The 25,085-nt window shown below is 57.7% G+C and carries 23 protein-coding genes and 2 pseudogenes; 12 read left to right on the forward strand and 13 right to left on the reverse strand.

The window, feature by feature from the left end; translation table 11 throughout:
- Positions 1–123: 123 nt before the first annotated feature.
- Positions 124–918: a YdcF family protein gene (locus SK62_RS10665; RefSeq protein ID WP_072250110.1), complete on the reverse strand. Its 795-nt coding sequence runs from the start codon at positions 916–918 to the stop codon at positions 124–126.
- Between the two features lie 214 nt (positions 919–1,132).
- Between SK62_RS10665 and SK62_RS10670 the strand changes: the two genes are divergently transcribed.
- The 4 genes from SK62_RS10670 (at position 1,133) to SK62_RS10685 (ending at position 5,999) form a co-directional block, all read left to right on the forward strand.
- Positions 1,133–2,785, forward strand: coding sequence for an MFS transporter (locus tag SK62_RS10670; protein WP_023303698.1), 1,653 nt, complete (start codon positions 1,133–1,135; stop codon positions 2,783–2,785).
- Between the two features lie 22 nt (positions 2,786–2,807).
- Positions 2,808–3,890, forward strand: coding sequence for an HlyD family secretion protein (locus SK62_RS10675; RefSeq protein ID WP_017693458.1), 1,083 nt, complete (start codon positions 2,808–2,810; stop codon positions 3,888–3,890).
- Positions 3,887–5,266 (forward strand): efflux transporter outer membrane subunit, encoded by a 1,380-nt coding sequence (locus SK62_RS10680; RefSeq protein ID WP_047719582.1) that lies wholly within the window; start codon positions 3,887–3,889, stop codon positions 5,264–5,266. Before SK62_RS10675 ends, SK62_RS10680 begins: the two co-directional genes overlap by 4 nt.
- A 73-nt stretch (positions 5,267–5,339) precedes the next feature.
- Positions 5,340–5,999, forward strand: coding sequence for an O-methyltransferase (locus SK62_RS10685; RefSeq protein WP_017693460.1), 660 nt, complete (start codon positions 5,340–5,342; stop codon positions 5,997–5,999).
- Positions 6,000–6,084: 85 nt separating this feature from the next.
- On the opposite strand, the gene hrpA is transcribed toward SK62_RS10685, so the two are convergent.
- Positions 6,085–9,987: an ATP-dependent RNA helicase HrpA gene (hrpA, locus tag SK62_RS10690; protein WP_047719583.1), complete on the reverse strand. Its 3,903-nt coding sequence runs from the start codon at positions 9,985–9,987 to the stop codon at positions 6,085–6,087.
- A 203-nt stretch (positions 9,988–10,190) separates the two neighbouring features.
- Between hrpA and azoR the strand changes: the two genes are divergently transcribed.
- Positions 10,191–10,796: an FMN-dependent NADH-azoreductase gene (gene azoR / locus SK62_RS10695; protein WP_047719584.1), complete on the forward strand. Its 606-nt coding sequence runs from the start codon at positions 10,191–10,193 to the stop codon at positions 10,794–10,796.
- Between the two features lie 90 nt (positions 10,797–10,886).
- Positions 10,887–11,573 (forward strand): RluA family pseudouridine synthase, encoded by a 687-nt coding sequence (locus SK62_RS10700; protein WP_047719585.1) that lies wholly within the window; start codon positions 10,887–10,889, stop codon positions 11,571–11,573.
- Between the two features lie 7 nt (positions 11,574–11,580).
- Here the strand turns inward: SK62_RS10700 and SK62_RS10705 are convergent, their stop codons facing one another.
- Complete coding sequence (locus tag SK62_RS10705; RefSeq protein WP_017384500.1) at positions 11,581–12,120, reverse strand: DUF2058 domain-containing protein; 540 nt, start codon at positions 12,118–12,120, stop codon at positions 11,581–11,583.
- Positions 12,121–12,288: 168 nt separating this feature from the next.
- On the opposite strand from SK62_RS10705, the gene SK62_RS10710 reads away from it, so the two are divergent.
- Both SK62_RS10710 and SK62_RS10715 read left to right on the forward strand, forming a co-directional pair.
- Positions 12,289–13,263 carry a DUF1852 domain-containing protein gene (locus tag SK62_RS10710; protein WP_047719611.1) on the forward strand — a complete coding sequence of 325 codons (975 nt, stop codon included), beginning with the start codon at positions 12,289–12,291 and terminating at the stop codon, positions 13,261–13,263.
- Between the two features lie 25 nt (positions 13,264–13,288).
- The gene (locus tag SK62_RS10715) at positions 13,289–14,317 is read left to right on the forward strand and encodes a methionine synthase (RefSeq protein WP_003857302.1); all 1,029 of its coding nucleotides are present in this window, start codon (positions 13,289–13,291) and stop codon (positions 14,315–14,317) included.
- 3 nt (positions 14,318–14,320) lie between these two features.
- Here SK62_RS10715 and SK62_RS10720 read toward each other — a convergent pair whose 3' ends face one another.
- The gene (locus tag SK62_RS10720; protein ID WP_015570582.1) at positions 14,321–15,253 is read right to left on the reverse strand and encodes a LysR family transcriptional regulator; all 933 of its coding nucleotides are present in this window, start codon (positions 15,251–15,253) and stop codon (positions 14,321–14,323) included.
- Between the two features lie 98 nt (positions 15,254–15,351).
- On the opposite strand from SK62_RS10720, the gene SK62_RS10725 reads away from it, so the two are divergent.
- Together SK62_RS10725 and SK62_RS10730 are read left to right on the forward strand one after the other, a co-directional pair.
- Positions 15,352–15,786 carry a DMT family transporter gene (locus SK62_RS10725; protein ID WP_003857304.1) on the forward strand — a complete coding sequence of 145 codons (435 nt, stop codon included), beginning with the start codon at positions 15,352–15,354 and terminating at the stop codon, positions 15,784–15,786.
- Positions 15,787–15,790: 4 nt separating this feature from the next.
- A complete protein-coding gene (locus tag SK62_RS10730; RefSeq protein ID WP_023296569.1) occupies positions 15,791–16,249 on the forward strand; it encodes a DMT family transporter in 459 nt (152 codons plus the stop codon).
- Here the strand turns inward: SK62_RS10730 and SK62_RS10735 are convergent.
- The 8 genes and pseudogenes from SK62_RS10735 to SK62_RS10770 form a co-directional block, all read right to left on the reverse strand.
- Positions 16,231–16,779 carry a DUF3833 domain-containing protein gene (locus SK62_RS10735; protein ID WP_033486780.1) on the reverse strand — a complete coding sequence of 183 codons (549 nt, stop codon included), beginning with the start codon at positions 16,777–16,779 and terminating at the stop codon, positions 16,231–16,233. The two genes, SK62_RS10730 and SK62_RS10735, sit on opposite strands and share 19 nt — an antisense overlap.
- Before the next feature lie 23 nt (positions 16,780–16,802).
- Positions 16,803–17,117, reverse strand: a pseudogene (locus SK62_RS10740) (hypothetical protein); the annotation flags it as partial.
- A complete protein-coding gene (locus SK62_RS10745; protein ID WP_047719586.1) occupies positions 17,114–17,458 on the reverse strand; it encodes a DUF2878 domain-containing protein in 345 nt (114 codons plus the stop codon). The gene SK62_RS10745 and the pseudogene SK62_RS10740, both read right to left, overlap by 4 nt.
- Entirely contained in the window at positions 17,455–18,675 is a 1,221-nt protein-coding gene (locus SK62_RS10750; RefSeq protein ID WP_045141532.1) for an SAM-dependent methyltransferase, read from the reverse strand. Before SK62_RS10750 ends, SK62_RS10745 begins: the two co-directional genes overlap by 4 nt.
- A complete protein-coding gene (locus tag SK62_RS10755; RefSeq protein WP_023296566.1) occupies positions 18,672–19,394 on the reverse strand; it encodes a DUF1365 domain-containing protein in 723 nt (240 codons plus the stop codon). The genes SK62_RS10750 and SK62_RS10755 overlap by 4 nt, the downstream gene beginning before the upstream one ends.
- 1 nt (position 19,395) lies before the next feature.
- The gene (locus SK62_RS10760; RefSeq protein WP_039270809.1) at positions 19,396–20,655 is read right to left on the reverse strand and encodes an NAD(P)/FAD-dependent oxidoreductase; all 1,260 of its coding nucleotides are present in this window, start codon (positions 20,653–20,655) and stop codon (positions 19,396–19,398) included.
- Positions 20,652–21,371 carry an SDR family NAD(P)-dependent oxidoreductase gene (locus SK62_RS10765; protein WP_017693470.1) on the reverse strand — a complete coding sequence of 240 codons (720 nt, stop codon included), beginning with the start codon at positions 21,369–21,371 and terminating at the stop codon, positions 20,652–20,654. Before SK62_RS10765 ends, SK62_RS10760 begins: the two co-directional genes overlap by 4 nt.
- Positions 21,368–21,802, reverse strand: coding sequence for a nuclear transport factor 2 family protein (locus tag SK62_RS10770; RefSeq protein ID WP_017384507.1), 435 nt, complete (start codon positions 21,800–21,802; stop codon positions 21,368–21,370). Before SK62_RS10770 ends, SK62_RS10765 begins: the two co-directional genes overlap by 4 nt.
- A 258-nt stretch (positions 21,803–22,060) precedes the next feature.
- Here SK62_RS10770 and SK62_RS10775 point away from each other — a divergent pair, with 258 nt between their 5' ends.
- Together SK62_RS10775 and SK62_RS10780 are read left to right on the forward strand one after the other, a co-directional pair.
- The gene (locus SK62_RS10775) at positions 22,061–22,258 is read left to right on the forward strand and encodes a hypothetical protein (protein ID WP_003857318.1); all 198 of its coding nucleotides are present in this window, start codon (positions 22,061–22,063) and stop codon (positions 22,256–22,258) included.
- 1 nt (position 22,259) lies between these two features.
- A complete protein-coding gene (locus SK62_RS10780; RefSeq protein WP_022651152.1) occupies positions 22,260–23,012 on the forward strand; it encodes a hypothetical protein in 753 nt (250 codons plus the stop codon).
- 57 nt (positions 23,013–23,069) lie between these two features.
- Here SK62_RS10780 and SK62_RS10785 read toward each other — a convergent pair.
- Positions 23,070–25,045: pseudogene (locus SK62_RS10785) on the reverse strand (alkyl/aryl-sulfatase).
- Positions 25,046–25,085: the final 40 nt, after the last annotated feature.

The raw sequence follows: 25,085 nt of genomic DNA on the forward strand, positions 1-25,085 counted from the left end.
TACTCTATGAGTCTGTTTTTGTGAGATATCTCATAAAAGAAACGGGTCAGCCCGTTTCCAAAATCACAAATCGGCAACACAGGATGCCCGTTTGCGTAAAAGATGGCGCAAACGGGCAGAGCATCACAGCAGGGAACGGCTCACCAGCGCGTCGGTGAGAATGACGTCGTTTCGCAAGATCTGCCACGCGGCGTCCACGTCGGCAGGGATATCGACATGGGCAATGAAATCACGTCCCGCCGGACCGTAGCCGTTGATGTCGTCCCTGAGTCGCGGAAATTCACCCAGCACCAGCGACAAGTAGCGCTCTACCGGCCATAACCCCTCGACCGGGCCGCTAAACACCAGACCGTCGTCGCTGTTTTGCAGCACGGGCGTCAGGCCGGGATGACTCACCCATGCGGTCGATGCGGCCTCGTCGCGGCAAACGCGGGCAAACGTAGCCATTGTGCGACGCTGCATTGTCGGGTCCTGCACCACCAGCACCCGGGCGGCGTTCAGTCCGGATTGTTTCATCAACGCCCGGCTGAAGCGGGCGTTTTCGCCACAGTTGGTCGACTGATCCTCAACGTGAAGATGCTCGGCCGGAATGTTCCAGAACTCACGGGCGATGTCGGCCAGAATAGCCGCCTCAGCCCGCCCGGTGGTGGGTATCCTGTTATAGCGGGGGTGTTTCGCAATCGCGGCGTAGAGGAAGGTCGTCGAGTGACCGATCCCGCCGCTGATGATCAGAGGAACACCCTGTTCAGCCGCGATTTTACAGGCAGCATCAATCGCGGGGATCACCGCATTACCCGCCAGAATCACCAGATCAACGGGCTGGTTGTCCTGATAGTCGTCCTGAGCAAGCCACGCCCCAACGGTATTCACGGCGTCGAGGGTTGTGCCAGGCAGACAGGGAAAAAGTGCCATTGTCATCGTTACCTCCTTACAGCATACAGAGCCTTCGATTATCCCCCTTTCTTTGCGTCATGCTATGGCATGAATGCTGAAAAAACGGGCCGGGATGTGCTCAAAAAGCACTCACATTTGATTAACATGAGAAAATCGTATTCACTTGAATTATGATTTGCGTCAGCCTTAGAATCATTAGCCCGCTCACAATTCAACTTTTTGAAAGGTAAACCCCGTTATGCGCCTGCCCCAACGCGACCCTTATGCTCCTCGCGAGTGGCAGCCACACGAGAAACCCGCCCTGCTGGGTTCCCCTTCCACCCCGGAACATCCAACGTCGAAACGAATCGCCTATGGCGTGGTCGGCCTGCTGGTGTGTCTGACCGGGGCGCTGGGTAACGCGGTCGTCACCGCCAATCTGCAAAATCTGCAAGGCACCTTTGGCGCCTGGTCGACTGAAATCGCCTGGCTCCCCGCCGTCTATGTCATGACCAACGTCTCCATCAACCTGCTGCTGGTAAAATTTCGCCAGCAGTACGGTTTGCGCGCCTTTACGGAAGGCTTCCTGGTGCTGTATGTGCTGGTCACCTTTTTCCACCTGTTTGTGAACGATCTCAGCTCGGCGCTGATGGTACGGGCGGCACACGGGATGGTCGCCGCCGCGCTCAGCTCGCTCGGCATTTATTACCAGATACAGGCCTGGCCCGCGAAGCACCGACTGAAGGCGCTGACCATCGGCATAACCGGGTCGTCGCTGGCGATCCCGCTGGCGCGGCTGTTCTCCACCGAGCTGTTACAGCTTGATGAGTGGCGCGGGCTGTACTTCTTCGAGCTGGGTCTGGCCCTGATCTCCCTGGCCTGCGTGATGGCGCTCAAGCTGCCGCCGGGCGATCGACGCAAGGTCTTCGAGAAGAAAGATTTCATCACCTTCTTTTTGCTTGCGCCCGGCATGGCGCTGCTGTGCGCGGTTCTGTCGTTAGGGCGTCTGGACTGGTGGTTTGAAGCGCCGTGGATCGGCTGGGCGCTGGCTCTCTCGCTGGTGCTGATTGTCTCCGCGATCGTGTTTGAACATAACCGCAACAACCCGCTGCTTAATACCCGTTGGCTCTCCAGCGGCAGCATCGTACGCCTGGGGCTGATCATGCTGCTGATCCGCATCGTACTGGCGGAGCAGAACACGGGCGTCATCGGCTGGCTGCAATATGTAGGCTTACAGAATGAACAGATGACCCATCTGGCGTGGGCTATTTTCGCCGGGATCGTCTGCGGTATCGTCACCAGCTGTCTGACGATTAAGCCCACTAAACTGGCCTGGCCGATTATCACCTCGCTGGCGCTGATGATCGTTGCCTCGCTGCTGGACAGCCAGTCCAACAACCTGACCCGGCCAGATCAGCTTATATTCAGCCAGTTCCTGCTGGGCTTCGGCAGCGCGTTCTTCCTTGCGCCTGCGATGCTGGCCGCCATTGGCGGGGTGATCGCCGATCCGCGCAATCTGGTCAGCTTTTCCGTGATGTTTGGCATGAGTCAGAACCTTGGGGGCCTGCTGGGTTCCGCGATCCTCGGCACCTTCCAGACCTGGCGCGAGAAGTACCATTCCAGCCTGCTGGCTGACCAGCTCACCACCCTTAACCCGCTGGTGAACGAACGGATTCAGCTTTACACCCAGATGTACAAAAGCCTGATTGGCGACAGTTCCCTGCTGGGAACTCAGGCCATTACCCAGCTCCAGACGGTGACGGCGCTTGAGGCAAACATCCTGGCTTACAACGATACTTATCTCCTGACGGCGAGCATTGCCACTGCCACGCTGGTCTGGATTTTATGGCGCTTGCTACGCCTGCGCATCACCGCCCGTATGGCCCTTAAGAACGCCACTGGCAACAAGTAATGACTATTTTTCAGGAGAAGTTATGAGTCAGCAGGATGCCGCCAAAGAGCAGGCCAACACCCGCAAAAATGTGCGCGTCGTTTCCATTTTCACCGCCGCGGCTATCGGTATTGTCGGGGTACTGGTGATCCTTTATGCCTGGCAGCTGCCCCCGTTCACGCGTCATGCCCAGTTTACCGATAACGCCTACGTGCGCGGCCAGACAACGTTCATCAGTCCCCAGGTAAACGGCTACATTACCGAGGTCCATGTTCAGGATTTCGCGCAGGTTAAAAAAGGCGAGCTGCTGTTGCAGATAGATGACCGCATCTATCGCCAGCGCGTCCATCAGGCCGAGGCGCAGCTGGCAATGAAAATTGCAGCCCTGAATAACAACCTGCAACAGCGCAAAAGCGCGGAAGCGGTGATTGCCAAAAACGAGGCGGCGCTGAAAAACGCCCGTGCCCAAAGTCTGAAAACCCAGGCGGATTTGAAACGCGTGAAAGAGCTGACCGCGGACGGCTCCCTCTCCATTCGCGAGCGCGATTCGGCGCTGGCCAGTGCCGCCCAGGGGAGCGCCGATATCGACCAGGCGAAAGCAACGCTTGAGATGTCGCGTCAGGATTTACAAACGGTCATCGTCAATCGCGGTTCGCTGGAAGCGGACGTTGAGAATGCGAAAGCCGCGCTGGAGCTGGCGCAGATCGATCTGCAAAACACCCGGATTGTCGCGCCGCGTGACGGTCAGCTTGGGCAGATTGCAGTGCGTCTGGGGGCGTACGTCACCGCCGGGACGCACCTTACCACGCTGGTCCCGCCGCAGCACTGGGTGATCGCCAATATCAAAGAGACGCAGCTGGCGAATTTACGCGTCGGACAGCCGGTGAAATTTACCGTCGATGCCTTAAACGATAAAGCCTATCAGGGCCGCGTAGAGAGCATATCCCCGGCCACAGGGGTCGAGTTCAGCGCTATCACCCCGGACAACGCCACGGGCAACTTTGTTAAAATCGCCCAGCGCATCCCGGTACGCATTGAGGTACTCGGTGAGCCGGAGGCGTACCGGTTGCTGCGTCCTGGCATGTCGGTGCAGGTGACCATCGACACGCGGGAGGCGAAACAATGACGCTTCGCCCGATAGCCGGCCTGCTGATAATGACTATCCTGGCGGGATGCCAGTCGGTAGACGTTGAGCCCGCCAAATCGTCCCTGCACATACCGGCCCAGTGGCGCGCGACGTCGGGGCCAGCCAGCCCGACAGAGCAGCTCTGGTGGCGAAATTTTCACGACAGCAATCTGAATCGCTATGTGGATCAGGCGCTGAAGAATAACAGCGACGTGCTGATTGCCCGCGAGCGGATTAACGAGTACCAGGCCCGGGTGTACGCCGCTGACGGCAGCCTGTTCCCGTCGCTTGACGCGGGCGTGACCGGGACGCGCGCGCGCTCGCAGTCCGCCGCCACGGGGCTTCCGGTATACGGTACGTTGTACAAAGGCAGCCTGACCGCCAGCTACGACGTGGATATCTGGGGCGTAAACCGCAGCACCTCCCGTGCCGCTGGAGCGTCGCTGGAGGCACAAAAGGCGGCGGCTGCGGCGGCTGATCTTACCGTCGCATCCTCGGTGGCCTCCGGGTACGTCACCCTGCTGTCGCTGGACGAACAGCTTCGCGTTACCCGGTCCACGCTGAAGTCGCGTGAAGAGGCGTTCAACCTCGCCAAGCGACAGTTTGAGACGGGATACAGCTCTCGCCTTGAGCTGATGCAATCGGATTCTGAGCTGCGCGCCACCCGCGCCCAGGTTCCACTGCTTCAGCACCAGATTGCGCAGCAGGAAAATGCGCTTAGCCTGCTGCTGGGCAGCAACCCGGGTGACGTTGCGCGCAGTGAAAGCTTTGATGCCCTGACGCCGCTGAAACTGCCCTCCCAGCTGCCGTCGACGCTACTGAACCGACGCCCGGATATCGTCCAGGCTGAACGTCAGCTGATTGCGGCGGACGCGACGCTGGCGGCATCGCGCGCCAGCCTGCTGCCGTCGATCAACCTCACGGCCACGGGATCGGTGCAGGATCGCACGCTGTCGGGATTGCTGGATAACCCGCTACAGCTCTGGAGCGTGGGCGGCAGTATTCTTGCGCCGCTGCTGAACCGTCAGGCGCTGAATGCGCAGGTAGATATCTCTCAGTCCCAGCGGAATCAGGCGCTGTATAGCTACGAAAAAACCGTGCGTAACGCGTTTGCTGAGGTGAATGACAGCCTTGATGCCATCACCCGCTATCAGGAACAGCTTACCGAGCTGCTGGCACAGCAGACGGTCGCGCAGGAGACGCTGCGGATTGCGCAAAACCGCTACCGCAACGGATACTCTTCTTATCTGGATGAGCTCGATGCGCAGCGCACGCTGTTCTCGGTGCAGACCAGCGTGGTACAGGTGAAAAACAACCTGCTGCTGGCGCAAATTGATTTGTATAAAGCGCTGGGCGGCGGCTGGAGCAGTGCCTGAAGACATGCCCGGAGGCGCTGCGCTTACCGGGCCTACATTTCGCACCCGACGATACCCTCCAGGGAGTCAATCTATGCAACAACAGTGGTGTTCAGTAGATACTTACATGATTTCTTCGCTTATTCCTGAGGATGAGGTTCTCCAGAGCGTGCTTGAAAACAACAAACGCGCCGGTTTGCCCGAGCACGATGTTGCCGCTAATCAGGGGCAACTGCTGGCGCTGTTTGTCCGCATGACACAGGCGCGTCGAATACTGGAAATCGGTACGCTGGGTGCGTATAGCTCAATCTGGATGGCGCGCGCCCTGCCGCCGGATGGAAAGCTGATTACGCTTGAAGCGGACCCGAAACATGCCGCTGTTGCACGCCAGAACATTCACCTTGCGGGACTCAGCGATCGTATCGAATTGATTGAAGGCCCGGCGCTAAAGTCGCTCGAGAATTTCGGTGACGTCCCTCCCTTCGACCTGATCTTTATTGATGCCGATAAGCCTAACAACCCCGGTTACCTGGAGTGGTCGCTGCACTACTCCCGCCCCGGCACGGTCATTATCGGCGACAACGTGGTACGTGACGGCGAGGTGATTAACGGGCAAAGCGACGATGCACGCGTGCAGGGAGTACGGAAGTTTATCGAGATGACTGGAGATAACCCGCGCTTAACCGCCACTGCGCTGCAAACGGTGGGCATTAAGGGATGGGATGGGTTTACGCTGGCGATGGTGAACGGGTGAACAAAAGCCGGGTGGCGGCTACGCCTTACCCGGCCAACATGTTTTACCGTAGGCCCGGTAAGCGCAGCGCCACCGGGCAACGGTTTTAGCCGGAAATCTGCTCCATCGCCTGCAAGATACGCTTATCCGAAATGGGATACGGCGTTCCCAGCTGCTGAGCGAAGAAGCTGACGCGCAGCTCCTCGATCATCCAGCGGATCTCCCGCACGTCGTCATCATCGCGACGCGCCGGCGGCAGTTTGTTGAGCCACTGCTGCCACGCCTGCTGCACGTTTTCGACTTTCAGCATCTGCGCACGATCGCGATGCGGATCGACCGCCATTTTCTCCAGACGCTTCTCTATCGCCTGCAAATAACGCAGCGTATCGCCCAGACGCTTAAAGCCATTGCCGGTGACAAAGCCGCGATACACCAGCCCCGCCATCTGCGCCTTGACGTCCGACAGCCCCAGGGCCATGGTCATATCCACCCGCCCCTTCAGGCGCTTGTTGATATTGAACACGGCGGTAAGGATCTGCTCGACCTGTTTGGCAATCTCGACCACGGTGTCGTTCAGCTCCGCGCGCACCTTTTCATGAAGCTGAGCAAAGCCCTCTTCCGTCCAGACCGGACCGCCCGCCTCGTGGATCAGCTTATCCACACCGCAGGAGATGCAGTCGTCGATCAGGTCCAGCACCTTACCGTACGGGTTAAAGTAGAGCCCCAGCTTGGCTTTGTTCGGCAGCTTCTCGTGCAGATACTTAATCGGCGACGGGATGTTAAGCAGAAGCAGTCGACGCAGCCCGCGCCACATCATCTGCTGTTGCTCCTGCGGATTGTCAAAGAGCTTAATCGCCACGCTGTCGCGCTCATCCACCAGCGCGGGCCAGGCTTTCACCTTGTAGTTCCCGCGCTTCTGCTCGTAGCTTTCCGGAAGCTGACCAAAGCTCCAGATGTGCAGCCCGCTCTGCTCAATGCCGTCATCGGCCACCGCAGAGAGCGTCTCCTGGACTTTACCTTTCAGCGCCTCTTTCAGCTCCGTCAGAGAACGGCCTTCGAGCAGCTTTTTGTTTTTATCGTCCACCACGCGGAATGTGATTTTCAGGTGATCGGGCACCTGATCCCAGTTCCAGTCGTCGCGGTCGATGGTGGTTCCGGTCATGCGGCGGAACTCACGCTCCAGGGCGTCCAGCAGCGGCAGCTCCAGCGGTGTGACGCGGCCTAAAAACGCTTCGGCGTAGTTCGGCGCCGGCACAAAGTTACGCCGCACCGGTTTAGGCAGGGATTTGATTAACGCAATGACCAGCTCGCGGCGCAGGCCGGGGATCTGCCACTCAAACCCGCTCTCTTCCACCTGGTTTAACAGCGGCAGCGGAATGTGCACCGTCACACCATCGGCATCCGCGCCCGGCTCAAACTGATAGGTCAGACGCAGCTTGAGGTTGCCCTGATGCCAGAAGTTCGGATAATCGAGCTTGCTGACCGACTCCGCGCCCTCTTTGATCAGCATGCTCTTTTCAAAGTTGAGCAGGTCCGGGGCCTCTTTGCTGGCTTTCTTCCACCAGCTGTCGAAATGGCGCGCCGAGATCACATCGTGGCTGATGCGCTGATCGTAAAACTCAAACAGCGTCTCGTCGTCCACCAGAATGTCGCGACGGCGGGACTTGTGCTCAAGCTCTTCCACCTCGGCGCGCAGCTTCAGGTTTTCGCGGAAGAAGGCATGACGCGTCTGCCAGTCGCCTTCCACCAGCGCGTGGCGGATAAACAGCTCGCGACTCAACGCCGGATCGATCTGGCTGTAGTTAACCTTACGCGCGGCCACCACCGGCAGGCCGTAGACGGTGACTTTTTCCGTCGCCATCACCGCGCCCTGCCCGCGCTCCCAGTGCGGCTCGCTGTATGAGCGTTTCAGCAGGTGCTGCGCCACTGGTTCAACCCACTCCGGATCGATACGCGCGGCGATACGCCCCCACAGACGGCTGGTTTCCACCAGCTCGGCGACCATGGTCCACTTCGGCGGCTTCTTAAACAAACCGGAGCCCGGGAAGATGGAGAAACGCGCGTTGCGTGCGCCGGTATATTCCTGCTTATCCGCATCCTTCATCCCGATATGAGACAGCAGGCCGGTCAACAGGGCGATATGGATTTCGCGGTACTCCGCCGGTTCACTGTTCACCGGGATACCCAGCTCTTTCACCACCTGGCGCAGCTGGGTGTAGATATCCTGCCACTCGCGTACTCGCAGATAATTGAGGAAATCCACCCGGCACTGACGGCGGAACTGGTTCGAGGAGAGCGCTTTTTGCTGCTCGCCAAGGTAGTTCCACAGGTTCACAAAGGCGAGGAAATCGGACTCTTTATCGTGGAAGCGACGGTGTTTTTCATCCGACGCCTGCTGCTTGTCCATCGGACGCTCGCGCGGATCCTGAATGGAGAGCGCCGAGGTGATGATCATCGCCTCGCGCACGCAGCCGTGTTTTTGCGCCTCCAGCACCATGCGCGCCAGACGCGGGTCGACCGGCAACTGGCTAAGCTGGCGGCCCAATGGCGTTAGCTTGTAGGCCGTCGCCTGTTCGTCGGTGGTGATGGCCCCCAGCTCTTCCAGCAACCGCACCCCGTCCTGAATATTGCGCTTATCCGGCGCTTCCACAAACGGGAAGGCGGCGATATCGCCCAGCCCCAGCGCGGTCATTTGCAGGATAACGGATGCCAGGTTGGTCCGCAGGATCTCCGGATCGGTAAACTCCGGGCGCGACAGGAAATCGTCTTCCGAATAGAGACGAATACAGATCCCTTCCGACACGCGGCCGCAGCGCCCCTTACGCTGATTAGCCGACGCCTGGGAAACCGGCTCAATCGGCAGGCGCTGAACTTTGGTGCGGTAGCTGTAGCGGCTGATGCGCGCCGTACCCGGGTCGATCACGTATTTAATGCCCGGTACGGTCAGGGAAGTTTCGGCCACGTTGGTCGCCAGCACGATGCGGCGCCCGCTGTGCGGCTGGAACACGCGGTTCTGCTCGCTGTTCGACAGGCGCGCGTACAGCGGCAGGATCTCGGTATGGCGCAGATCGCGTTTGCCGAGCGCATCGGCGGTATCGCGGATCTCGCGCTCGCCGCTCATGAAGATCAGAATGTCGCCAGAACTCTCGTTGCCCAGCTCGTCGACGGCATCAAAGATGGCCTGAAGCTGGTCGCGCTCGGTATCGTCCGCCTCTTCCACAATCGGGCGATAGCGCACTTCCACCGGATACGTGCGTCCTGACACCTCGATAATCGGCGCATTGTTGAAATGTTTTGAGAAGCGCTCCGGGTCGATGGTCGCGGAGGTGATGATGATTTTCAGATCCGGACGCCGGGGCAGCAGCTCTTTCAGGTAGCCGAGCAGGAAGTCGATGTTCAGGCTGCGCTCGTGCGCTTCATCGATGATGATGGTGTCGTACTGCATCAGCAGACGATCCTGCTGGATTTCCGCCAGCAGGATACCGTCGGTCATCAGCTTAACCATGGTGTTATCGCTGACGTGGTCGCTGAATCGCACCTTGTAGCCGATGCAGCCACCCGGCTCCGTTTGCAGCTCTTCCGCAATACGGTTCGCCACGGTGCGCGCCGCCAGACGACGCGGCTGGGTGTGACCGATCAACCCTTTCACCCCGCGGCCCAGCTCCATGCAGATTTTCGGCAGCTGAGTGGTTTTACCTGAACCGGTTTCCCCCGCGACGATCACCACCTGGTGGTCGCGTACGGCCTCAAGAATGTCCTGTTTCTTCTGGCTGACGGGCAGATTTTCCGGATAGGTAATCTCCGGACGTGCGGCTTCACGCAGCACAACTTTCCCTGCCGCCTGTTCAATCTCGTTGGCCATCTCCTGGTAAATGGCCTGTTGTGCATCAGGATTTTTAACCTTCTTAACGCCGTGCAGACGGCGCGTAAACCGCTGTTTATCGCGCAGCATCAGCGAATCAAGCTTTTGCATCAGCATCGGGAAGGTCAATTTTTGGTGTTCTGTCATAGCGTTAACGGGCAGTGCACTGCCGGATAAAATCTCTTTTTAATGATTGGTATAGAGTACCACATCAGCGCTTTTCGCGCCTTATTCAAAAAATTCGAACATAGGCTTCGATATATTGCGCTATCCCTGTGGCAGGATTGTGAATAAAGTGTCAACAAGCAACGGGGCAACCCCCTCAATCAAATACAAAACAGGAATTTCCCATGAGCAAAGTATTAGTGTTGAAATCCAGTATTCTGGCAGGGTATTCACAGTCTGGTCAGCTGTCTGACTATTTCGTTGAACAGTGGCGTGAACAGCACAGCGCGGATGAAATCACCGTGCGTGACCTGGCGGCAAACCCAATTCCTGTGCTGGACGGCGAGCTGGTTGGCGCGCTGCGTCCGAGCGATGCGCCTCTTACCCCGCGTCAGCAGGAAGCCCTGGCGCTCTCCGACGAGCTGATTGCTGAGTTGCAGGCGCACGACGTTATCGTGATCAACGCCCCAATGTACAACTTCAACATTCCTACCCAGCTGAAGAACTACTTCGACCTGGTGGCGCGTGCTGGCGTAACCTTCCGTTACACCGAGAACGGCCCGGAAGGTCTGGTGAAAGGCAAGCGTGCGGTTGTACTGACCAGCCGCGGCGGTATTCACAAAGATACCCCTTCCGACCTGGTCGCACCGTACCTGACGCTGTTCCTGGGCTTCATCGGCATTACCGACGTGAACTTCGTGTTCGCTGAAGGTATCGCTTACGGCCCGGAAGTGGCCACCAAAGCGCAGACCGACGCGAAAGCCGCTATCGACAGCCTGGTCGCTGCCTAAGTTTTCCCCCTCTCACCGCCCGGTGGGAGGGTTTTTCTTTTCCCCCGTATTTCGTTATCATCCGCACCCACTCTCCAGCCCGGCGGCCTGATGTCTGTCATTATCGATACGTTTATTGCACCACCCTGTCACGACGACATTGAGATCCTCTGGCAGGACGAGCATCTGCTGCTGATCAATAAACCTTCCGGTCTGCTCAGCCTGTCGGGGAAAAATCCGCAAAACCTCGATTCCGTCCACCACCGTCTTGTTCAAACCTTTCCCGGCTGCACGCTGGTGCATCGTCTTGATTTTGGCACTTCGGGTCTGATGGTCATTGCACGTAACAAAGCGATCAACGCCGCGCTTTGCCACCAGTTCAGTCAGCGCGCCGTGAACAAGGTTTACACCGCCCTGCTGTGCGGACATGTGGAACAGGACGAAGGGACCGTGGATGCGCCGATTGCCAAAGATCCGGCGCTGTTTCCGCTGATGACGATCTGTGCCTGCACCGGTAAGCCCGCTCGCTCCCGCTATCGGGTGGTGGAACGTATTTACCAGGATACGACAATGCCGCTGACGCGGGTTGAGCTTACCCCGGAGACCGGGCGCACCCACCAGCTGCGCATTCACTGCCAGCAGTTAGGCCACCCTATTCTGGGGTGCGATCTGTATGGTGGTCTGGAATGGCCGGGGGCGGAAGAAACGCCCCGGCTGATGCTGCATGCAAGCGCTCTGAATTTTATTCATCCGCTGAGCGGCGAGACGATGAACGCCCGTCACGCCGCGCCGTTCTGAGCGGGGATTACCACATTAAATCGTCAGGGATTTTGAAGTCTGCGTACGGATCGTCTTCGTCCTGCTCTTCCTGACTCAGGGCGCTGTTTAGCACAATGCTGTCCGCATCGCGCTGGGCAATTTTATCCGCCACTACTGCCGGGATAATCGCGTAATCACAGTCGCCATTCGCGTTAATCACCAGTCGGGCAATCGCCAGACGGCCGTTGATCAGCTGGGTTTGCGTCTGCTTATCGACCTCGATTTTTTTGATAAGGTTGCCGTCGGTAAAGTTAAAGGTAATGTTGCCCTTCGCCACGGTGATGCGGTTCATCTCAATCAGCTGCTTCACCTGCGCCCTGAACTCTTTTGCCAGCACCGCCTGTTTTTGCTGTTCGCTCAGCTGTTTATCACGCTCCAGCTGGGCTTTCTTGTTCTCTTCAACAGCCTCTCTCGCCTCGCGAGCCTGGACGCGGGATTTTTTCGCCGTGCGCTGGACCTTCGCCATCTTTTTACTGCTGACTAAGCCCGCTTTCAGCATCTGCTCTTGTAGGGTGAGTTTTGTCATGTTCGTTTAAACCGGTTGGAAATGTCGGGGGATTATACCTGAATCGCGCAGTTCATGAAGAACCCTCATGTTGCAGTGAAATTAAGTCACTTCCCCTGCGCCAGTGGCTCAGGCATAAATTATGCATTGATAACGTTCCGGCAACATGAACTTAGGATGCATAACCAAATGAGTCAGGCTTTCACATTTACCCTTAAGCGCAGTTGCTTTGATGAAAATTATAACCCGTCAGAAAACACGCGTACCACCACCAACTTCGCCAACCTGGCGCGTGGCGAGAAGCGTCAGGAGAACCTGCGCAATACGCTGGTGATGATCAACAACCGCTTTAACGCGCTGGCGAGCTGGGATAACCCGAAAGCTGACCGCTATGCCGTCGAGCTGGAGATTATTTCAGTCGATATGAATATCGGCGGCGATTTTACTTTCCCGGCCATCGAAATTCTGCAAACGACGATCGTGGATAAAAAAACCCACGAGCGCATCGAAGGCATCGTCGGAAATAACTTCTCATCGTATGTTCGTGACTATGATTTCAGCGTCCTGCTGCTGGAGCATAATAAATACCGGGCCCGTTTCTCCCTCCCCGAGAATTTTGGCGAGCTGCACGGCAATATTTTTAAAAGCTTCGTTCATTCTGCGGAATATCAGGCGAACTTTAAAAAAGCGCCGGTGATCTGCCTGAGCGTCTCCAGCAAAGACACCTATCGTCGTACCGGTAACCACCACCCGGTGCTGGGCTATGAGTACCAGCCGGACGGCGAGTCGCTAACGGAACAGTACTTCGCGAAGATGGGCCTGAAGGTTCGCTATTTCATGCCGGAAAACAGCGTCGCGCCATTTGCCTTCTTCTTCACCGGCGATTTACTGCGTGATTACACCAATCTGGAACTGATCGGCACCATCAGCACCATGGAGACGTTCCAGAAGATCTATCGCCCGGAAATTTATAACGCCAATTCCGCTGCGGGACAGTGCTATCAGCCCGACCTGAATCAGCAGGATCACTCTTTAACCAAAATCGTCTATGACCGTGAAGAGCGCAGCCGTCTGGCCATTGAACAGGGTAAATATACCGAAGAGCGGTTTATCAAACCCTATAAAACCCTTCTTGAGCAGTGGTCTCAACACTTCACGCTTTAATTTTATACGGATAAAAGGTTCTTTTATGAAAACATTGCTCCCGACATCAACGGCTGGCAGCCTGCCGAAACCCACCTGGCTTGCGCAGCCGGAAACGCTCTGGTCGCCGTGGAAACTCCAGGACGAAGAATTACTGGCAGGGAAACAGGATGCGCTGCGTTTGTCTCTGGATGAACAGATTCGCGCCGGGATTGATATCGTCAGCGACGGGGAACAAACCCGCCAGCATTTTGTCACCACCTTTATTGAACATCTCAGCGGCGTGGATTTTGAGAACCGTCAGACGGTACGCATCCGTAACCGTTACGATGCGAGCGTGCCGACCGTGGTAGACGCGGTGGCGCGTCAGAAGCCGGTGTTTGTTGACGACGCTAAATACCTGCGCCAGCTGACTGACAAGCCGATCAAGTGGGCGCTGCCCGGCCCGATGACCATGATCGACACGCTATACGATGCCCACTATAAAAGCCGCGAAAAGCTGGCCTGGGAGTTCGCTAAAATTCTCAATCAGGAGGCCCGCGAGCTGGAAGCGGCCGGCGTCGACATTATTCAGTTCGACGAACCTGCCTTTAACGTCTTTTTCGACGAGGTGAATGACTGGGGTATCGCCGCACTGGAGCGCGCCATTGAAGGGCTGAAATGCGAAACCGCGGTACATATCTGTTACGGGTACGGCATCAAAGCCAATACGGACTGGAAAAAGACGCTCGGCTCCGAGTGGCGCCAGTATGAAGAGGCATTTCCAAAGTTACAGACCTCGAAGATCGATATCATCTCGCTGGAGTGCCACAACTCGCGCGTGCCGATGGATCTGCTGGAGCTTATCCGCGGTAAAAAAGTGATGGTCGGGGCAATTGACGTCGCCACCCAGACCATCGAAACGCCTGAAGAGGTGGCCGATACGCTGCGCAAGGCGTTGCAGTTTGTTGATGCAGACAAGCTCTATCCGTCCACCAACTGCGGTATGGCCCCCCTTTCCCGCCAGGTCGCCAACGGTAAGCTGAAGGCGTTAAGCGCCGGGGCTGACATTATCCGTCGCGAGCTTGCCCGCTAACCTTCAGGTTTGCCAGTACAGTGGCGTACCGAATCGCTCAATATAGTAATCAATCACCGCCCTGACGTTCAGGGGCGGATGACGCGCGTTCGGGTAAATCGCCGCAATCGTCAGTGGCTCCGTATTAATTGAACACTCCATTTCCGGCAGCAGTGCCACCAGCTCACCGCTTTTGAGCCGTTCGCTCACCATCCAGTCCGGGAAAAGCACAACGCCCATGCCGCCCAGCGCCGCAATCAGGAGCGTTTCCGCGTTATTGGAAGTCATCAGCGGTACAATGGGATAGTGAACCCACGCCTCGCCCGGCCGCCGGATCAGCCAGCGGTTAGGCCCGGACGAGCCGCGGTAAACCAGACAGTGGTGACGGCTGAGATCGTCCGGCCCCTCGGGCGCGCCATGTTTTTGCAGATAGTCCGGCGAGGCCGCCAGATGATAGAACTGCTGCCCGAACACCCGGGCGTGAAACGAGGAGTCAGTCAGCGCGCCGATGCGGAAGATAACGTCCGCGGCGTCACGGTGCGGATCGATAAAATCGTCGGTGAGGGTCAGTTCAATGGAGAGACGAGGGTAACGCGCCAGAAGCCCCGGCAGGCCCGGCGCGATGTGCCTTTGTCCGAAAAAGACCGGGCCATTGATACGCAGCGTGCCCGACGGCTCGCGGGCGCGTTCATCCAGCTCGCGTCGCGCGTCCTCCATATTCCCGGCCATCGCACGGGCATAGCGCACAAAAAGATGCCCGCTCTCTGTGGGCATAATCGCCCGCGTGTTGCGGTAGAAAAGCTGTTGCCCGAGGGCGTCCTCAAGCTGGTGGATCACGCGTGAGACCTGCGACGCAGAAATCCCTTCCCGCCTCGCCACCACGGAAAAATTCTGCGTTTCATAAACGTCGATGAAGATCAGCAGCGCGCGAATGCTGATATGTCCGGCATCCATCATTAATGCATTTCCTGCAAAGGTGTTTCCTGCATTATGGCATTTTTCTCAATGATGTTCAGACGTAATCTTCTCCGCCTGGAAAAAGGAGAAAAAGCGTTATGCACATTATTTTAATTTTACTGGTGATTGCCGGCGGCATGGGGCTGTCCGTGGAAGCCGGGCTGCTGGGGCCGCTGGGCGCAGAGGTGGGCGACCTGTGGGCGGCGTTCAGCATATTCAGCGTGGGAACGGGGCTGACGTTTCTGCTGATGCTGTTTTTCAGCCCCCGCAACAGTCCCTCATTTTTTGCGCAGCCTTCATGGCACCTGTTGGGCGGCGTGCTCGGCCCGGTTTACGTCATCATTCTCACCATTGCCACGCCTGCGATCGGCATTGCCATGACGATGATCGGCATTCTGGCAGGCCAGGTTTTTAAAAGCCTGATTATCGACCACTATGGCCTGCTGGGTACGCCGCACCGCAGGATCGATACAAAACGCATTATTGCGCTGGGATTTATCATCGCCGCGCTCATTCTCGTGGCGCAGGGGTAACGTTATGACAGTGATTATGATTATTCTGGCGGTGATTGGCGGCGCAACGCTGAGCATTCAGGCTGCCATTAACGGGCAATTAGGCAGCAGCGTGGGGGTATTTAAAAGCGCGTTTCTGACGTTTTCCGTCGGCGCGCTGGTGACCGCCATGCTGATCTTCTTTTTTGAGCCGAAACAGGCGGTCAGCCTGATGGATGTGCCCAAATGGCAGCTTCTGGGGGCCCTGTGCGGCGTGCCCTATATCGTGATTATGGTGCTCGCAGTGCAGCGCATCGGGACCGCCGTTGCCACGGTAGCGGTTATCCTGGGCCAGCTGGCCATGAGCATGCTGATTGATAACTTTGGCTGGCTGAACAATGAAGCCATTCCGTTTTCAGTGAGCCGTTTCGGGGCCGTCGTCTGCCTGAGTATTGCGCTCTTCTTCATCTACTCAAGCAGTAAACCTCAGCCCGAAGAGGATTGACCGCCCTCTTTGCGGGTAAAGAACAGCGTCACCGTGGCGACGGTGACGCCAAATTTCTTCATCTCGGTTTTATTAAACAGACGGGTGCTGTCCTGCAAATACATCCAGTCATCAAAGTGCAGCAGCCAGGTTTTGCCGTCCGCCTTCACGTTCATGCTGTAGCGCCAGTTAAGGGCATTGCCCGCCGCCTGGCCTGTCGCGACACCTTCTATGTCACCCGCCGTGCCTTCATAGCGATTCTGCCCAACGCGGCGGATATGCCAGACGCGCTGCTGCTTCTCGCCGTCATCGTAGACAAAATGTTCATTCAGGGTCAGCGTATCGCCGATAACATCCCCGGCAATCTCGACGTGAAAACGACGGATCTGCTTACCGCTGCGATCCTGCACCATCCCCCACGCCTCGGTTTTCCCCTGGAAGTAAGTAAAAATATCAAGCCGTGGCTGCTGCTGACGATACTCTGTCACCTCGGTGCTACATCCGGCCACCAGCATCGTCAGGGCAAGCGCCATTAACAGGAAACGTTTCATTGTGGTCCTCCGATTAACTGCTGACGCAGTTCAGGATACTCGCTCAGCCACGCTTCACTCTGCGGCTCCTGCTGCAAAATGCCCTGCGCCTGCCACTGGTCGCGGGTCGCCTCAACCAGGTCGTCACCATCGATGTCCCGGGCATAGGTGATAATCAGCGCATTATCGCCGTCTAACCCTGTATAGCTGCCGTCGGGCGTCAGAAGCTGAGAGGTATAAACGGTAAACGGCCCCCAGGTGAGAGTGGCATCACCCACCTTGCGCCAGCCCAGCCAGTCTGCCGCCTGCACGGTACAGGTGAAGACGGACAACGCGAGCATCAGTACCAGATTTCTCATTGTTGTCTCCCCATCAACAGGTGGAAAAACAGCATCAGCACCAGCCAGCCGGGGAACATCCAGCCGACGACGATAAAGGTCGGCTCCTGAAACGTAATGGCCCCCAGACGCTCGCCGATCAGGTAGGCCACCGGCCCGCCCAGGGTCGCCAGCACCGTCAGCAACCAGCCCGGCAAGGTGGTCGTGCGGGTCAGTTGCGTCCAGACGGTGGCAAACATTAGCCACAGCGCCACCATCCATAGCGGCATCAGGGACGCGCCCGTGAACGCAATCAGCCCCGTCAGCGTCCAGTAGAGATCAAACCCGATGGCCAACAGAAATACCTGCCCGTAGCGCTTCATACGCGTTCCGCAGTCAGCTGCACCACGCTGATGGTGCGGGCATTAAACCCGGCTTCACAGTAGCCGAGGTAGTACAGCCACATCCGGCGGAAACGGTCATCAAACCCGAGCTTTTCAATCTCCTGCCAGGCGTGAACGAACCGCTGACGCCAGTGCGCCAGCGTGCGGGCGTAGTCCGGTCCCATATCGAAGAGGTTACGCACCACAAAATCGGTATGGCGGGTCATGAGTTCATTCATGGCGGTGATGCTGGGCAAAAAGCCGCCGGGGAAGATGTAGCGCTGAATAAAATCGACGCTTTTGCTGTAGTCGCGATAGCGTTGATCCTGAATGGTGATGGCCTGAATCGCCATCCGCCCGCCTGGACGCAGACGCGCCTGGCAGGTGCGGAAAAATGTTGGCAGGTAGCGTTGACCGACGGCCTCAATCATCTCAACCGACACCAGCTTGTCGTAGACCCCGGTCAGATCGCGGTAGTCGCAGAGCAGCACCTCAACACGATCCTGCAACCCTGCCCGGGCGATACGCGCGGTGGCCCAGTGGTACTGCTCCTGCGACAGCGTGGTGGTGGTCACCCGGCAGCCGTAATGACGGGCGGCATATTCCGCCATCGCCCCCCAGCCGGTGCCAATCTCCAGCAGATGATCGTTTGCCGTGAGCGCCAGCTGGTCGCACAGCCTCGCCATTTTCGCCTGCTGAGCCGCGGTCAGATCCTGCTCGTCCCCGCTAAACAGCGCGCTGGAGTACAGGAGATGTTCATCAAGGAAATGGGCGTAAAAGGCGTTGCCCAGATCGTAATGGGCGGCAATATTTTCCCGCGCCTGCGCGCGGGAGTTGCGCCGCATCCAGTGCCGCAGCCGCTCCACCGGTTTCCCGAGCAGGCGAAACCCTTTTTCCAGCTTTCCGAGGATTTGGCTATTGCGCGCAATCAGCTCCAGCAGCGGCGTCAGGTGGGGCGTCTCCCAGTCGCCATCCATCCACGCTTGTGCCGCGGCGAGGCTGCCCCCGGTTAAAATGCGCCAGTAGACGCCCGGAGCAAGTACCTGCACCTCAGCGTGAAGCGCGGCGGAGGCGTCGCCGAACTGGAACGTCTGCGCGCCTTCACGCAGCGTCAGCGAGCCACCGTGCAGGCCATTCAGCAGGCGGAAGAGCAACCATCGCGCGACGCGGACGTTGCGCGGGATATCGGGTTCAAGCGCAAAGACGGGATTGGTCATGAGCGTTCACTCCTGCTGAGGGGATGGTTATGCAGCGGTACGCGCTTCAGCCACAGCCTGAGCGCCTGCCAGTAAATGGCGAAAACGGTTTTGAGGGTCATCAACGGGATCCGCGCCAGCAGCGAACGCAGCGCCGTGCGCGTCAGCGGGACCCGGCGCAGCGTCAGGGTGGCATCAAACACCTTCGTCTCCTGATGGTTTTCGATATGCATGCGCAGCGTGCTGTCCGGGCTGTTGAAGCGCCAGTGGTAGATCATGTCCATCGGATTAAAGGGCGAGACGTGAAACGCTTTCTCCGTCGGCGGGGCGTCCCGCCCCGCTACCGCGTAGTAATGTCGTTCATTCCACGGCGTGTTACGGACTTCGGCGAGAACCCAGCGCAGGGTGTCTTCCCCGTCATAGCAGTAGTAGAAATTGACCGGGTTGAAATGAAAACCGAAATAGCGCAGCTGAGTCAGAAGCATGACCCGCCCCGCCGGACGTTCGCCGGTCAGATTTTCCAGACGCTCAAGGACACGCGCTTTGAGCGGCGTACCCAGCGGGTAGTCCGCATCATAAAATGCCGCGGGCGCAACGCGGTTACGACGCACGCCGACGGAGGGCAGCGCGTCCAGCTCATCCAGATCGAGCCAGGCCATAAACACGCTGTAGGTAAAGTGGTGCGCTTTCGGCGCAAGCCGACGATGGCGCAATGTACCGTGGTATAGGCAGCTGTTCATCTCAGTTGCCCTCCCCGGCCGCGATAGCGTTGACCACGTCCAGCGCACTGCGTACGCCATCTTCGTGGAAGCCGTTGTACCAGTACGCGCCGCAGAACCAGCTCCGCTGGCGACCGTTTATTTCGCCGCGCCGGGCCTGTGCTTGCCAGCTTTGCGGGTTAAAAAGCGGATGCTCATAGACAAAGCGGCGCAGCACAAACCGTTCCTCCACCGGCGTTTCCGGGTTGAGGGTGACGCAAAACAGCGGGCTACCCGGCGGCAGTCCCTGCAAGATATTCATGTTGTAGGTGACGCAGGCGCTGGCCTGATCCTGCTCGCTGAGGCGGTAGTTCCAGCTCGCCCACGCGCGTTCGCGCACCGGCAGCCAGCGCGGATCGCGGTGAAGCACCACCTCGTTACGCTGCCAGCCGATATCCCCCAGCACCTCGCGTTCAGCCTGCGTTGGGCTGGCGAGCATCGCCAGCGCCTGAGCGGAGTGGCAGGCGAAGATCACCTGATCAAAAGTGTCTGTTACGCCCTCACGCGCAATATCAACCCCGCGATCGTGGCGAATAACCTGCTGCACCGGCGCGTTAAGGTGCAGCGTCAGGCGATCGCCGAGCGTATCCAGCATCGCGCGGATATACTCCCTGGAGCCGCCTGGCACCACGTACCACTGCGGACGATGGGTAATGTCCAGCAGACCGTGGTTTTCAAAAAAGCGTAAAAAGAGCGGCAGCGGAAAGCGTTTCATCTCCTGTAGCGACGACGACCAGATAGCCGCCCCCATTGGCAGGATGTAGTGGCGCGCAAAAAAGGGCGTAAAACGGTGCTGGCGCAGGAACGTTTCCAGCGTGGCGGAACCATCGACTTCGCCCCGGAGCGTCTGTTTCGCCAGCCGGTTAAAGCGCACGATCTCCTTCAGCAGCGTCCAGAAAGCCGGGTTGAGCAGATTACGTCGCTGGGCGAACAACGACGTCAGCGTGTGCCCGTTGTACTCCAGCCCGCTCTGCGGGTTGTGCACCGAAAAGCTCATCTGCGTTTTTTGCCCGCAGATGCCCAGTTCGCTGAGCAGCCCCATGAAGCGCGGATAGGTGCGGTCGTTGTAGACGATAAAACCGGTATCGATGGCAAAGCTGCCCTGCGGCGTATCGACATCCACCGTTGCGGTATGGCCGCCCGGCGTGGCCTGCGCCTCAAACAGCGTGACCTGATGATGTCCGGCGAGCCGCCAGGCACAGGTTAACCCGGCGATGCCGCTGCCGATAATTGCGATTTTCATGGTCGCACCATCCTGCGCAGCAGTGCGCGCTGAAGTACATCGGGCAGGCCGGAAAGCAGGCGCAGCGCCAGGCTGAACCCGGCGGGAAACGCGATGTGATCCTTCCCTTTTGCCAGACCGCGACGAATGGCGTGGACGGCGTCCCCCACGCTGACCCGGCCCGGCATCGGGAAATCGTTTTTGCGGGTCAGCGGCGTGTCGACAAAACCGGGTGAAACGACCGTGACGGCAATCCCTTTCGGTTCCCAGTCGAGGCGCAGCGTATCGGCGAACCAGGTTAACGCCGCCTTGGAGGCGCCATACGCTTCGGCTCGCGGGAAGTGAAGCCAGTGCGCCATCGAACTGACCAGCACCACGCGGTTGCCGGATACCAGCTGCGGCTGCAACGCCGCAAGGCAGTTTACCGGCCCGATGAAATTGGTGGTCATGACCCGCGTCACCAGCTCGGCATCCACCTCGCCGCGGTCGAGATACTCGCAGGTTCCGGCGCAGAGAATCACCGTGTCGGCAGTACAGTCCGCCAGCGCCTGGCGACAGGCGTCCCTGTCTGTCATATCGAACAGGCGCACCGTAATGTTGGGGCTGTACTGATGCACGGCTGCCAGACGTTGCGCATCGCGCCCGCAGGCAATCACCCGGTAACCATCGTCGGCAAAAGATTTCGCCAGCCCCACCCCGATGCCCGAGCTTGCGCCGGTGATCAGAACCGTTTTCATGATTTCACTCTTCGCTTCACGCCGCGCACGGCCCAGCCGAGTATCGGGAGATGTTCGTAAATCATCTCTCCGGCATCGTAGTAATCCCGCTGGCGAACAATGCGATCGTCGCGCATGTCTACCACGGAGCAGCCCGGCAGCTGGCGCATTGCCCCCCCGGCGATACGCGGGTGCGACCAGTGCATCATCCAGGTGACCACAAAGCGATCGCCCTGCTGCAACGGTGCATCGACGGTAAAGCGACAGTGCTGGACGTTAGCCAGCAGATGGGTGAAATAGCGTTGAATCGCGAACACCCCGCTGTGTTCGCCAAAGGGATCGATAAGCGTGGCATCGGCGCGATAAATCCCCGCCAGCGCCGAAGGTGGCTGGGTATCCAGCGTGGCGTAGTAATCAACGAACCGACTGATGACGGACGGCAACGTGCTCATGGGTCACATCCTGGGTATAAACAACGTAGCGGAATCGCATAATTTAAACTTACACAATTAACTTTATTTGTCCAAGTTTGCGCAGAAATATTTTTTATTCTTATTATTTTTCAGTTACATGGAATGTCACCACGCACAACCATTTTGTGAAAAATATGAATTTCTCCGCCAGGCTGCCGTTTTTTTAGGGATAACCTTAAGGCAAAGGTGCCATTTATCTTCCAGACTTATCCTTTTAATTCATAAGGATGTCACGCGATGAAACATTTACTGATGACGCTCTTTTCCAGCCCGGAATCCTTGTTGCAGGTCATGAGTCACCAGGAAATTATCGAAGCCGTAGAGGATGGCGACCGCATCATCATCGATCAGGATGGAAACGCCTCGGTTAACTACAAAAGCCACGAAGTACGGCAGGACTTTCTGCGCCATGTCAACGCGCTGAAGAGGGCCTGAAATGGGAACGGCAATATTCATGGTATTGATGGTATGCGGGTACTGGTACACCAGCCGCGACCTCTCAACACGGTTTAAAATCAAGCGATCCTTTGGCTGGGACGTCTATTTTCTTGTTGCACTGTATGGCTGTATTTTTGTTCTTCAGGGGGTGATCGCCACCGGCCTGCTGTGGCTGCTGTTGTTCGCCCTCTCCGCCGCCGATAACACGTTCCATTTCACGTCAGCAAAATATGCCGACTGGCAAATTGATTTTATGAACTGGAGCTTCCTGGGGATTCAGGCCCCGGTGGTGGTGATGCTGACCTTCGCGATCCTGTTTTGTCTCTACCGATCGAACTGGGCCGGAAGCGCGCGGCTGGACGGTGAGGGCCGGAAAAAATTGTACAAGCGGCTGGCGCAGTCGAGCGGGATTGAACAACTGCTCTATCAGTGCATGGAGGAAGGTGAACTGGCGCACGTCACGCTGAAATCGCGGCGGATCTATATTGGCATGATCCATACCGCCACGCTGGAGTATGAAAAAACGGCCAATATCGTGCTTATTCCGATGCTGAGCGGCTACCGTGACGGGAAGAACATGCAGCTCTGTATCGAACATAACTACAGCAAATGGTATGCCGAGCATGACATTACGCTCGATTCGGAACCCAAAAGCGCCATGGATTTTCGCAAAGTGATCATGCTGGATCAGATCGAGAGTATTTCGCTGTTCGATCCGGCAAGCGCCAGCGCGCTGGCGATGCGTGAATGAAAAAAATGGCGCCTTATCGTAATAAGGCGCCAGGATTAACCAGGATTAACGCTAAACTTATGGCGTGACAATATTGAACCAGAAGTCAAATGTGTCAGGTAGCTCAGCATCTCTTCCAGCTTCGCTCTGTCTCCGCTCACCTTGACGTCACCCTTGTCCATCGCCTGCTTGAGCGTCTCTTTCTTAAGGATGATGTCGTTCAGCGTGGTGCGGTCCAGGGTGATGGTTGCGTCAGCATCCTTCGCCTGCGCGTTGGCGGTATGGTTCAGCACGCCGTTTTCCAGCTCCAGCTTATATTTGCCGCCATCCTTACCGAGATCGATGTTAAAGACCGCTTTCGCGTTACCGGCCCGCACCCCGTTGATGTGCACGCCCAGGTAGTCGAAGAACATTTCCGGGGTCATCGCCCGCACGGTATCCGGGCTGGCGGTGTTCGGCGTCGGCAGCTTCTTCACGCCATTACGCAGTTCCTGCGCGCCGGTCAGGTAGAAGTTACGCCAGGTGCCCGCTTCCGCCTGGTAACCTAACTGCTCCAGCGCGTCGGCTTCCAGATTACGTGCCGCAGCGTTCTGCGGATCGGCGAAGACAATTTTGCTGGTCACCTGCGCCACCCAGCGGTAGTTGCCCTGCTGATAGTCAGCTTTGGCTTTCTGCATGATGGCATCGGCCCCTCCCATGTATTCCACAAACTTCTTCGCAGCCTGTTCAGGCGGCAATTCGTCGAGGGTAGCCGGGTTGCCGTCGAACCAGCCGAGATAAAACACGTAGGTGGCTTTGACGTCGTGGCTGACGGAACCGTAATAGCCGCGGCTCGCCCACTGTTTTTCCAGCGATTCCGGCAGTGTAAATTCAGCGGCGATCTCGTCGCGGGTCAGCCCCTTGTTTGCCATACGCAGGGTCTGGTCGTTGATGTAGCGATACATATCGCGCTGGCCTTTCATCAGCTTGACGATATTCTCGTTGCCCCAGGTCGGCCAGTGGTGCTGCGCAATAATCACTTCCGCGTCCGCGCCCCAGCGCTCAATGGCGGCGTTGATGTACTTAGACCAGGCCAGCGGATCGCGGATTTTCGCGCCGCGCAGGGAGTAGGTGTTGTGCAGGGTATGGGTCACGTCCTCTGCGGCTTCGATCATTTTCTTCTCTTTGACATACCACAGCATTTCGGACGGGGCTTCTGAGCCCGGCGCCATCATAAAGTCGTAGGTCAGCCCGTCAATCACTTCCTGCTGGCCGGTATGGGTAATGTAGTTGGTCGGCGGGATCAGGGTCACCGTACCCGCAGAGGTGGTGGTGCCAAGACCCGCCCCCACCTGGCCTTTTGCATCCGGCTTCAGCAGGTTGCCGTACATATAGCTCGCACGGCGGCTCATCGCATTCCCGGCCATAATGTTTTCGGAAACCGCTTCTTTCATAAAGCCTTCCGGGGCGTAGATCTTCACTTTGCCGGACTTCACGTCGGCTTCGTCAACCACACCGCGCAGGCCGCCGTAGTGGTCGACGTGACTGTGGGTGATCACCACAGCGACGACCGGTTTCTTCCCGCGGTTTGCATAGTAGAGATCCAGCGCTTCTTTCGCCGGTTCAGCGCTTAACAGCGGGTCGATAACGGTGATGCCCTTCTCGCCTTCAATGATGGTCATGTTGGAGAGATCGAGATTGCGGATCTGATACACGCCGTCGGTGACCTTAAACAGCCCGCCAATGTTGATCAGCTGTGACTGACGCCACAGGCTCGGGTTTACCGTATCCGGGGCTTTTTCACCCTCTTTCACGAAATCATATTTCGCCGGGTTCCAGATAACGTTCCCCTGCTCGCCTTTAATCATGTTTTGTGGCAGCGGGGCGATAAAACCTTTATGGGCGTTCTCAAAGTCGGTTTTATCGGCAAACGGTAATTTGTTATACAGGGCGTTATTTGCCTGCCGGGTTGTGGCAGTGGCATCCTGCGGCTGCACTTCCGCAAACGCGGAAAGCGACAGCGACGTCAACACACCGGCAAGCGCCAGATGTTTAGCAATTAGGGTTAATTTCATTGAATGGCCTCATAGATTAATTGCGCCGCCTGGATATTTA

Source organism: Enterobacter sp. BIDMC109, from assembly GCF_001037885.1.
GTDB lineage: Bacteria > Pseudomonadota > Gammaproteobacteria > Enterobacterales > Enterobacteriaceae > Enterobacter > Enterobacter hormaechei_C.